The organism is uncultured Endozoicomonas sp. (genome assembly GCF_947495845.1).
Classification (GTDB): domain Bacteria; phylum Pseudomonadota; class Gammaproteobacteria; order Pseudomonadales; family Endozoicomonadaceae; genus Endozoicomonas.
Window position 1 is genome coordinate 107,046 of sequence record NZ_CANMAO010000011.1, and the last position, 11,066, is coordinate 118,111.

The window sequence follows — 11,066 nt, forward strand, 5'->3', positions numbered from 1 at the left end:
ATGTTTATAGGGGCTGACTATCACTCGCGATGTTGGTTTCGTTGCTATTTTGGCTATTTAAATGCAACACATCATGCAGTTTTTGCAGTTGAGCCGTTAGTAGATGCAAAGGTCTGCTGCTGGAAACGGTCACAGCCACTTCAATTTTCTCACCATAACTGGATGGCGCCATGCTCATGGCGTTCAGAGTGAAACCACGATGACGGATAACCCTGAGAATGCGCTCAACCACATCCGGTTGTTGACGGCAGTGTAGGTGTAATTGAACGCTCATATGGTTTCCTCCAGCATTTCGTGATTAGCAGCGCCTGGCGGTACCAGCGGCCAGACGTTTTCCATGGCATCAATTCGAACGTGTAACAGCCAGGATGAGGGTGATGCCAGCATCTCTTCTAATGCAGATTGAACTTCATTCTGGTGAGTGATGGTTCGACCAGGAATTCCAAAGGCACTGGCCAGTGTTACGAAGTCCGGGTTGTCAGACAGGTCCGTTTCGCTGTAGCGGCCTTCAAAAAATAGCTGCTGCCATTGGCGCACCATGCCCAGCTTTTCGTTATCCAATAAAACAATTTTTACGGGTAACTGTTTTCTTCGAATCGTATTCAGTTCCTGCACATTCATCATGAACGAACCATCACCAGAGACAAGAATGACCGGGTCCTCTGGTCGGGAAAGTACAGCTCCGATAGCCGCTGGTAAACCATAGCCCATGGTACCTAATCCGCCACTGGTCAGATGATTGCGAGGGTGATGAAAGCCCACGTGTTGTGCAACCCACATTTGGTGTTGACCAACATCACAGCTGACAACGGCATTTGCTGGTAAACGATCGGACAGTTCTTTTAGCAGCTTTGGGGCAAAAATATCGTCGCCGGGTTTGTTGTATTCCCAAGCGTATTGTTGAGAAAGTTGAGAGCAATAATCCGTCCAAGGCGAGACGTTTAGCTTTTCTGAAAGCTGTGATAAAACCCAATTCATCGGTTGATGCAATGTGACATCCGGTTGTCGGCGCTTATTAACTTCTGCCGGATCAATATCCATGTGGATAACTTTGGCGTTAGGGGCAAAGGTATCGAGTTTGCCAGTCACCCGGTCATCAAAGCGAGCACCAATCGCCAACAAAAGATCGCACTCCTGAACCGCAATGTTGGCTGCCTGAGTGCCGTGCATTCCCAGCATTCCAAGATACCCGTTGGTATCTGGTGCGACGGAACCTAAACCTTTGAGGGTGCAAACACTGGGGATGCCTGTGGTATTCAGGAAGTGTCGGAGTTCGTCAATGGCATCGGCCATCACGGCACCGCCACCGATGTAAGCAATGGGGTTTGACGACGCTTGCAAAAGCGTCAATGCCTGTTGAATGTTATCCAAATCAGAACTTGCGGGTTCAAACTCATTGCTAACCAGATCCAAAGGTGGGTGCCACTGCACATCATGGAGTTGAACATCTTTCGGGATATCAACCAAGACCGGCCCGGGTCTGCCTTCATTAGCCAGAACAAATGCTTCATGGAGCGTTTGGCAGAGCTTATCGCCATCGGTCACCAGAAAGCTGTGCTTGGTGCAGGCCATGGAAAGTCCGAGCATATCCATTTCCTGAAAGGCATCGGTGCCAATGCCTTCTCTGGAAACCTGACCGGTAATGGCAACAATAGGCACCGAATCCATCATGGCATCCGCCAGCGCGGTGATCAGATTGGTGGCGCCAGGGCCGGAAGTCGCAATGCAAACCCCGGTGCGATGTCCTGCCCGGGCATAACCAATGGCCGCAAAGCCGGCACCTTGTTCATGACGGCAGAGCACGTGCTCAACAGAGGAATCCAACAGCGCATCGTAGACTGGCATGATTGTGCCGCCGGGATAGCCAAATACGGTAGTTATCCCGTGTTCCTCAAGCGTTTTAACGATAGCCTGTGCGCCGTTCATGATTCTGCCCCCTTATACCAATTCTGTTTTTAAATTATGGGCTGCGCAGCTATTTTGACCAGCTGAACCTGCGTTGAAGTTCCTCGCCATAGCTACTACCCGAGGGCATAAAAGCTATGACTCGTCTCTTCGTCTTTATACCCTGTGGGTATTGCCCAGTCGCCCAAAATAACTTGCTCGTTCCACAATTTAAAAACGCCATTGGTATTACCTGTGAAGGTAAATGATTAATGTATAAAAAAACCCCCGGACCTTTCGGTGCGGGGGTTTTTGTCGTGACCTTTTGTTCAGCCAGACATTTCCCCCGCGGAGATAATAATCACCACGTTTATAAGTAGGCGCTGGCTGAAAGATGAAAGCATGTGTATTCCTGATCAGTTTTTATTAAAAATACTTACTGTGTACTTTTATAGCACAGCAACCATTGGTGGTCGAATTACCAATTAGTCTTGCCTCACCCAGTTCTTTACATAAAATGGCGTCACAAAAGAGACTAAAGACCCTGTAATTAATATGACAATCCAGACCCGTCAAAGTTCACCTGTTTTTAATGTGGAGCGTATCCGACAGCAGTTTCCCCTGCTGCAGCGAACGGTTCATGGGTGTCCGCTGGTCTATCTGGATAATGCGGCCACGACTCAGAAGCCGGCTTCCGTCATTGAATCTATTGATTATTATTACCGGGCGCAGAATGCCAATGTGCACCGTGCCGCACACTTTCTGAGCGCTTGTACCACTCATGCTTTTGAAGATGCCCGGGAAACCGCCCGGCAATTGCTCAATGCGCCTTACGCCGAAGAAGTGATCTGGACCCGTGGAGCTACTGAAGCCATCAATTTGGTTGCCCATAGTTGGGGACGAAACCAGTTGCAGGCAGGCGATGAGATTATGCTCAGCCGGTTAGAGCACCACGCCAATATCGTCCCATGGCAAATGGTGGCGGAAGTCACTGGTGCCATTATTCGAGTGATTGATCTGGATGACGCCGGCAATGTTGATCTGAATTCATACCGTCAGCTGCTTTCTGAAAAAACACGGCTGGTGGCTATCGCTCACACGTCCAATGCCATCGGTACTATTTTACCGGTACAGGAAATGATTCGCCTTGCCCATGATGCCGGCGCCCTGGTGCTGGTGGACGGTTCACAGGCAGTGGCGCATCAGAAAGTGGATGTTCAGCAATTGGGAGCGGATTTTTACGTTTACTCAGGTCATAAAGTGTACGGGCCAACAGGGATTGGTGTTCTTTACGGTCGGCGTGAATTATTAGAATCAATGCCGCCCTGGCAAGGTGGTGGTGAAATGATCGAGCGGGTCAGTTTTACCGAAACCCGTTATAACGCATTGCCATTCAAGTTTGAGGCAGGAACTCCCAATATTGCTGGTGCCATCGGGCTGGCGAAAGCCCTTGAGTTTTTATCTACAATGGATGTCGATCAGCTACAAAGTCATGAAAACAAGCTTCGACTGCTGGCGGAAGAAGGACTTCGGTCAATAAACGGCATCCGTCTTATTGGTGAGGCGGATCAGAAAGCGCCGGTAGTGTCTTTCCTTTCTGACCAGTACCACCATCAGGATTTGGGGTTGATGCTGGATCAACAGGGCATTGCTGTGCGTGTTGGTCATCATTGCGCCATGCCGTTGATGGAAAGCCTGAATCTGAAAGGAACGGTCAGAGCGTCCTTTGCGATGTACAACACGGAGCAGGAAGTTCAGCAGTTTATTACTGCTATGGAGCAGCTTCATCACTCGCCAGTGTTTGGCGTGGGCAGCGAAGAGTTGACTATTTCTGACAACGTTGAGCCTGCTGGGTTGTCGGAAGTATTCCAGACCCAATCACTGGATCGCAGGACAATAGAAAAACGACTGAGTGTTTTTACCAACTGGCAGGCTCGTTATCGAGAGATCATGATGTTGGCAAAAGAGTTGCCTGCATTGCCAGAAGCGTGGAAAACAGAAGATGCCAGGTTGCACGGCTGTGAAAGCAGCGTCTGGCTGCACTCGCACTATGACGATGAAACCATGCAACTGTATTTTGCTGCAGATTCCGATGCCCGGGTCATTCGAGGGTTAATTGCCATGGTGCTCTCGGTGTACAGCGGTCAGACGCCAGAAACGATTGAGCGTGAGAATATTGAGCAGTGGTTTCAAGAACTGGGGCTGTATAATCACTTGAGCCCTTCCCGCGGGAACGGACTCAGGGCAATCGTCAAAGAGATTCAGGCGATTGCCCATCGCTATCGTTAAACCGACTTTGTGATTTTCTCGATAATGCGAGCGGCCGCCACAAAACCAAAAGTAGCAGTGACTGCAGTACAAGCACCAAACCCGCTGGAGCAATCCATTTTCATGGAGCCTTCACCGGAGGGTTTGGTCTGGCAAATGGTGCCATCCGCCTGTGGATAAACCGCCTGCTCCGTAGAGAACACACAATCCACACCAAATTTCTTTTTGATGTCTTTGCTAAAGCCGTGACGATCCCTGAGTTGGCTTCTGACTTTCCGTGCTAACGGGTCATGCCAGGTTTTGGTCAGATCGGTGATTTGAATTTGTGTCGGATCAACTTGCCCACCCGCACCGCCGGTGGTGATGATTTTGATTTTGTTCCGCTTGCAGTGGGCAATCAGTGCCGCTTTGACCCGGAAACTGTCGATAGCGTCCAACACATAGTCAAAGTCTTTGGTGATGATTTCCTGAATATTGTCTTCAGAAATAAAATCTTCAATGACATTGCACTGGCATTCCGGATTGATCTGCTGAATGCGTTCCGCAACGACGTCCACTTTAATACGCCCGACGGTATCGCTCAACGCATGCAACTGTCGGTTCGTGTTGGTGATGCAAATATCATCCAAGTCAATCAGGGTGATTTTACCAACGGCAGTTCGTGCCAGTGCCTCTGCGGCCCAGGAACCAACGCCGCCAATGCCTATAACGCACACATGAGCGTGACGCAACGTCTCAACAGCGTTGTTGCCATACAAACGTCTAATACCGCCGAACCGTTGATTAAAGGTATTATCCGGAGAATTCATATTTGATCTGGTTTCATGGAGAGTCATGTAAGCGGCCTAAGTGCAAATGATGCGGATTATAAACCCGGTATCACTGTGTTGCATTGATTGGTCAAGTTTTTAGCTCATATTAGAATGAAAGATAGGTTTGATCTAAGGAGGAAGGTATGGGTGGAGTATCAGGAGTGTCGTCGGAATCTTTGCCTGTAAGTGGCGGGCGTGTAAAACAATTTCGAAAAGCAATGAGTGGATTTGGAAATTGGGTAGTCTGCAAAATAACCAAAAAAAGAACATATGCGTTTGAAAGTGCATCTTCAGAGCTGAAATTTAAAGAGCCTTGCGCTGATATAAAGGATAGGGATGCTGAATTATTTTGTCACCCTGAAAGTGGTTTGTCAGCTGATCCCAACAAAATATATTTAGGGAAAGAAGATAAAGCGGCAAGAGTTATTCAAAAAGCCGTTACCAATTGGCTTGATAATAAAACCTTAAAAAATGATTTCAAACATTTAGGGCTTCCCGAAAATATGAAAGACACTGCTTTCGGAAATCTTAGAAATCAGTCGGCGATAAACTTAGAGAAAATAAGAAAAGAATTGGGTGAGCTAACTGATGATGAAAAAAATATTTTGTCAATTATTCGATCAGTAAAAATGCGATTTAGGCATCAAACCGGTATACGTTTGGATGAAACTCGTTTGATTATGATGTCTCCCTCTTTGAGGCAAACAGAGGGTAGGCACGGTAACCATTACCATAATAATTATGTATTTTTTTCTGTGGAGTTTGCTCATGAATTTTCAAATGAAGAACCTTTGAAAACAAAGCAAACGAACGTTGATCAGGGGCCGATTGCTTATCTGCTGAGTACAAACGAAGTAGAGTCAAGGCCATGTCTTATAACCTTGTGCGACTCATTTACAAGACGTGTATTGTATTCCTCTTTTTGTAGTGGTTTTCCAATACCGTCTGAAAATACAGGAAAAATATGTTATAAATTCTATGATGAAATACCATTCTTTATACCTGATCATTTGCCATCGGCGATGGCTTTATATTTGATTCAGGATGTCAGGGGTTTTCAAAAATATAATCCCAGTTATGCTGACATGATTATTGAAAAAATATATGAATCAAGCTCTGAAAACAATAATGTTCAGGAAGTATTGAATTCATTAATGGAGCCGGAAGCGAAAGTTCCAAGGATGTTAAAGTCTAGCGATTTTTGTAAAAAGCAGTTTAGGCGATATAGCGTTTACGAAGCTCGAAAATTTCAAAAGATGGATGAGCTTTTATCATGCTTGAATAATAATAATGATTGTGTTGATCTCTTAGCTGAGATTTTGGAGGGTAATTATGCTAAAAAAAAATGGATGAAGCCTGTTTTTAAAAAGATTTTCTCGATGGTTGGCAGAGAAGATCTTCCTGCAATTAAAGAAGCATACGCCAAAATATCAAAGTGGAGTGAACCAGGAAAACCTGCCAATTTAGCAAATTATCTTTGCTATAAGTGGAATGATGACAATAGAAAGTTACTGCTCGATAAAGGGATTATTAAACTTTCTGATCAAATTTCTACGCCATATTTTGATTATAAGGCAACTAATATGAAAGAGTTAATAAAGGAACTGCGCAAGTAAAGATATCTGGATTGAATCGGTCAGCGCATATTTCATGTACTGACCGACGATGACAATCAAAAAAATCAGGCGTGGCTTTCTTTTGCCAGGTCAGCAATTTCCTGCAGACGTTCAAGCACCTTTTGATTGATTGAACCTTTAGGGTATTTGCCTCTGCTGTTGATAACACCTGGGCGATGTCCGGTGAGAAGTTCCAACGCTTCTTCTACATGAGAAACCGCGTACACATTAAACTTCTTGGCTTTCACCGCATCGACGACTTTACTGTGCAACATCAGATTGCGCACGTTCGCCTGAGGAATAATGACACCCTGTTCCCCCGTCAAACCTCGGGCATTACACAGATCAAAGTAACCTTCAATCTTCTCATTCACACCACCAATGGCTTGCACTTCGCCGTGCTGGTTCATGGAACCCGTAATGGCGTAGCACTGCTTGATGGGGGTATCGGTCAGTGCTGAAATCAGGCAGCAGAGTTCTGCCATGGAGGCGCTGTCACCGTCGATATAGCCGTAAGATTGCTCCATGGCCAGGCTGGCAGAAATGGCCAGTGGAAATTTTTGAGCATAACGACTGCCAAGGTAGCCGGTAAGAATCATAACGCCCTTGGAGTGGATCGCCTGACCAAGCGACACTTCTCGCTCAATATCCACAATGCCTTGTGAGCCAGGATAGACTGCTGCGGTAATACGAGCAGGAGAGCCAAAGCAGGCATCGCCAATGGCGAGCACGGTTAGGCCATTGATTTTACCGACTTGCTCGCCGTCGGTGTCGATCAGAATGCTGCCTTCCAGCATGTCTTCAAGAATCTGTTTACTCACCCGACCGGTGCGTTCCGCTTTGGCATCCAGCGCTTTATCAATGTGGTCGTGGTTGATCTTGCGACCATTCACGGTGCGGCGAATAAAGTCCGCTTCGGCCAGCAAGTCGAACAGTTCGCCAATTTTGGCGGAAAGCTGAGTCTGGTTCTCGGTCATGCGGGAACTTTGTTCCACCATTCTTGCCACAGCAGTGGAGGTAATTGGTGGGTAGTTTTCATCGTCAGCGCGATTTTTCAATAACTGCGCAAAGGCCTGAACGGTTTCAGGAATGCGGGGGAGCTGATCATCAAAATCCACGAGCACCCGGAACATTTCATGGAAGTCTGGATCAAGCTGCTGAAGGATGTAATAGATATCCCGTGAACCCACCAGAATGATTTTGACATGAAGCGGAATGTTCTCTGGCGCCAGAGTGATAGTGTTCATCAACCCCATTTCAGAATAGGGAGACTCGATTTTTAACTCGCGTTCCTTTAATGCGCGTTTCAGCGCTTCCCAAACAAAAGGTTCTTCAAGCAGTTTGTTGGCATCCAGTAATAAATAACCGCCATTTGCCTGATGCAATGAACCCGGGCAGATCTGACGGTAATTGGTGACTAACGCGCCCATGTCGCTGGCGTATTCGATGCGACCAAACAAGTTTTTGTAATTTGGGTGCGATTCGTAGATAACCGGAGCAGTGGCATCGTTCTCATGAGCAACCACAAGGTTTGGGCAATACAGTTCTTCCAGTGCCGAACGCTTGCTGGCGTCTTCTTTGGATTCCAGTGCACGCTCGTCCGCCAGATATTCAATAACAGTTCGGTGAAGGTGCTGTTTTACCGCTTCGAGGTAATCGAGAATGTTTTGTTCTTTGCTGAACTTCTTCAGCATTGGCTTTAATAAAGGCGCCAAAGCCTGATCAATCGTATCCTGATTCAGGTCCTGCAGCTTTTCATTGGATTCCCGCTTCCATTGCGGCAATTCCACCAGAGCTTCGTTCAGGCGGGTTTCCAGCAGACTGATATCATTGTTGAATTTTTCGCGCTTCTTATCCGGCAACTGGGCGAATTCGGTTTCGTCCATGGCTTTACCGCTCAGCATTGGCGTAAAGCTTAGAGAGCCGGTATCACGATAAAGGGCGATATCCCGTTTCAGCGCTTCTTGCTCGATTTGGTCAATGGCTTGATCGTAGCGGCGGTTAAAGCTGCGCTCAATGGCGCTTTTTTTATGTTGATACGTTGGGTTTTCGAAAGCGGCCGGAAAGGTCATCAGGAGCTTATCGATAAAATTTTCAAAGTCTTTGAGCAGACTACTACCAAGCCCTGCAGGAAGCTTAAGTGCTTTTGGTTCCCGGGGGTTGTCAAAATTGTTCACATAAGCCCAGTCATCGGAAGTGCTTCGACTCTGTGCTTCGGATTCCAGATATTTGCGCAGGTAGGACATTCGCCCGGTACCAGACTCACCCATGACATACATGTTGTAGCCGGACCGGTGCATGGCAACACCAAACTGAATAGCCGTGGCGGCTCTATCCTGACCGAGAATGCCAACGTAGTTTTCGAGCTCGTCTGTGGACTTGAATCCCAAATCCTTCGCTGGTTGTTTGGCGATCAGCTGGTTCGCAGTTAATTTGAGTTTCTTCACAAGTCTTGCCATTTCCCGCTAAAAGCGTTCACAGTGGGAGCCAGTCGGCTATCCGGGGTGGATATCTTATTGTTTTAACATCTTACTCTCATCGATTAAGTTTGTCGGCACCCAAGAAGCTGTATTGATCTGGTACCGTCTAAATAGCATAGTGGTAGATTGGATGGTTGGTTGTATTCCATATCGCACTTTTATGCGGCAGAGCTTCTTGAAATGAAACTGTTCTATCAATACTTTCTCCTGATATTCCTGTTAATGATCAAGCCCGTTCAGGCTTCTATAAATGAAGAACTGGATCAACTCCTTTCGACTTTACCACCGGGGCATATCCATTCCATAAAAGTCATTGATGCCGAAACGGGGTCGGTTGTTCTTGATCGAAACAGTCAGTTCAATCTGTTACCGGCCAGCACTGTTAAAGCGATTACCGCTATTTCAGCATATCAGAGCCTAGGGAAAGATTTTCGCTACGCCACATCATTGCTATCCGATCGCCAGTTGGGTACTAACTCAACCTACTCAGGCAATTTAGTCATTTCGTTTTCTGGCGATCCATCACTGACGCGACAAGACCTTTCCGGGTTATTGGAGAAGCTTTCTATTAAAGGTGTTGAAACCATTAAAGGGAATATATGGATTGATGGCTCTATATATGATGGCTACTCAAGAGCCGGTGGTGCAAGTTGGGATGACCACAACATCTGTTTTGCGGCACCGGTCAGTGCGGTCATTCTGGATCGAAATTGTTTTTATGGTTGGTTGGTGCCGGCAAAAATTCCCGGTGACTATGCACAGATGTTTTACGATGAACCCAACTGGCTTCTATCTATAGACAGTCATGTAGTGACCAAAGCGCCGGGTAAGAAGGAAGAAGGTGGTTGTGTTCAGGAAGTGTGGCCAGCACCAGGTCATGAATACCGGCTGGAAGGTTGCCTGGAGTCTAATAAAAAAAGAGTACGAATGGCGTTCGCTGTTCGTGATCCGGAAGAAGCCGCTGCTCGATATGTGGAATCGTGGTTGGACAAACAGGGAATCGCACAGCACGGCAAAGTAATTATTGGTAAACCGGAAGGCAGCTTCAAACAGCTGGTAGCAACTCATCAATCCGAACCGGTACCAGAGTTGCTTCAGGAGCTGTTGGATAAGTCAGACAATTTGTATGCAGACAGCATATTGAAAACCATCGGTCGAACGGTGAATGGAGACAAAGGCTCATATGCCACAGGGACAGACGCCGTACTCGACTTATTAAGAGAGCGAGGAGTGGATTTAACCCGCAGCAGATTAGTGGATGGCTCAGGTTTGTCGCGCTATAACATGCTCAGTGCTGAAGACTTTACGGAGATATTAAAAGCAGGATGGGATAACTGGGGTGAAGAAGCACCTTGGTTAGCCATTCGGACTAATGAACGACAATGGCTGAAGACTGGTTATATGAGTGGCGTGAATACCATGGTGGGGTATGTCTTTAGGGAAGATCGATCGCCGCTGATTTTTGCGGTGCTATTAAATGGTTTGAGGCCAGAGCAACCTGCAAGCAGAAAAGAAGTGAGAACGTTTCATCAAGGTATCCGAGAGTTTCATCGCTCCTTTCTTAGCCGTTTGGCCGGCTCCAGTTAGGAGGAAGAAACACTCCATAAAAGAAAGACGACATTTCTTTCTAAAACAGACGACCAACGCTTGTTTTCAAATCAAATCTATCTATAATGCGCAGCTCTTCCGGACAGCACTGCTGAACGAGAAGAGAGATTTTAAATTAGGTTGAATAACCGATTGACAAAATCATTCGGCGCGTTAATATGTGCCTCCGCTGACAAGGTCTGAACGACAACGTCAGCGAGTTGAAAAGCATCTGAAAACGATCGCTTGACAACGAAAGCCGCTTCGGTATGATAGCGGCCTCGCTGATCGGCCCTCTTGTAAGGGGAAAGTCGCCGGTTGGAGATCAGATAAGACGCGCTTCGGCACGCACTGGTCAGGTTCTTTAACAAGATATCAGACAATTCGTGTGGGCGCTTGTGCGATTGCATCGGTTAAGA

7 protein-coding genes are annotated in these 11,066 nt (G+C 46.9%); 3 read left to right on the plus strand and 4 right to left on the minus strand.

Going from position 1 to position 11,066, the window contains the following annotated elements; translation table 11 throughout:
• Nucleotides 1-4: 4 nt before the first annotated feature.
• Both ilvM and ilvG read right to left on the minus strand, forming a co-directional pair.
• Entirely contained in the window at nucleotides 5-274 is a 270-nt protein-coding gene (gene ilvM, locus Q1B11_RS09820; protein WP_299731430.1) for an acetolactate synthase 2 small subunit, read from the minus strand.
• Nucleotides 271-1,926: an acetolactate synthase 2 catalytic subunit gene (ilvG, locus tag Q1B11_RS09825; protein WP_299731433.1), complete on the minus strand. Its 1,656-nt coding sequence runs from the start codon at nucleotides 1,924-1,926 to the stop codon at nucleotides 271-273. Before ilvG ends, ilvM begins: the two co-directional genes overlap by 4 nt.
• Nucleotides 1,927-2,439: 513 nt before the next feature.
• Between ilvG and Q1B11_RS09830 the strand changes: the two genes are divergently transcribed.
• Nucleotides 2,440-4,173, plus strand: coding sequence for a SufS family cysteine desulfurase (locus tag Q1B11_RS09830; RefSeq protein WP_299731436.1), 1,734 nt, complete (start codon nucleotides 2,440-2,442; stop codon nucleotides 4,171-4,173).
• Here Q1B11_RS09830 and tcdA read toward each other — a convergent pair.
• Nucleotides 4,170-4,961 carry a tRNA cyclic N6-threonylcarbamoyladenosine(37) synthase TcdA gene (gene tcdA / locus Q1B11_RS09835; protein ID WP_299731439.1) on the minus strand — a complete coding sequence of 264 codons (792 nt, stop codon included), beginning with the start codon at nucleotides 4,959-4,961 and terminating at the stop codon, nucleotides 4,170-4,172. The genes Q1B11_RS09830 and tcdA overlap by 4 nt on opposite strands.
• 146 nt (nucleotides 4,962-5,107) lie before the next feature.
• Here tcdA and Q1B11_RS09840 point away from each other — a divergent pair, with 146 nt between their 5' ends.
• Entirely contained in the window at nucleotides 5,108-6,580 is a 1,473-nt protein-coding gene (locus Q1B11_RS09840) for a hypothetical protein (RefSeq protein WP_299731442.1), read from the plus strand.
• Between the two features lie 65 nt (nucleotides 6,581-6,645).
• Here the strand turns inward: Q1B11_RS09840 and Q1B11_RS09845 are convergent, their stop codons facing one another.
• Nucleotides 6,646-9,027, minus strand: coding sequence for an ATP-binding protein (locus tag Q1B11_RS09845; protein ID WP_366139451.1), 2,382 nt, complete (start codon nucleotides 9,025-9,027; stop codon nucleotides 6,646-6,648).
• 213 nt (nucleotides 9,028-9,240) lie between these two features.
• Here Q1B11_RS09845 and dacB point away from each other — a divergent pair, with 213 nt between their 5' ends.
• Nucleotides 9,241-10,647: a D-alanyl-D-alanine carboxypeptidase/D-alanyl-D-alanine-endopeptidase gene (gene dacB, locus Q1B11_RS09850; protein ID WP_299731448.1), complete on the plus strand. Its 1,407-nt coding sequence runs from the start codon at nucleotides 9,241-9,243 to the stop codon at nucleotides 10,645-10,647.
• The last annotated feature ends 419 nt before the right edge of the window (nucleotides 10,648-11,066 follow it).

Coding starts and splice junctions, on each gene's coding strand:
- ilvM (WP_299731430.1), bottom strand. CDS start 274: ATGAGCGTTCAATTACACCTACACTGCCGTCAACAACCGGATGTGGTT.
- ilvG (WP_299731433.1), bottom strand. CDS start 1,926: ATGAACGGCGCACAGGCTATCGTTAAAACGCTTGAGGAACACGGGATA.
- Q1B11_RS09830 (WP_299731436.1), top strand. CDS start 2,440: ATGACAATCCAGACCCGTCAAAGTTCACCTGTTTTTAATGTGGAGCGT.
- tcdA (WP_299731439.1), bottom strand. CDS start 4,961: ATGAATTCTCCGGATAATACCTTTAATCAACGGTTCGGCGGTATTAGA.
- Q1B11_RS09840 (WP_299731442.1), top strand. CDS start 5,108: ATGGGTGGAGTATCAGGAGTGTCGTCGGAATCTTTGCCTGTAAGTGGC.
- dacB (WP_299731448.1), top strand. CDS start 9,241: ATGAAACTGTTCTATCAATACTTTCTCCTGATATTCCTGTTAATGATC.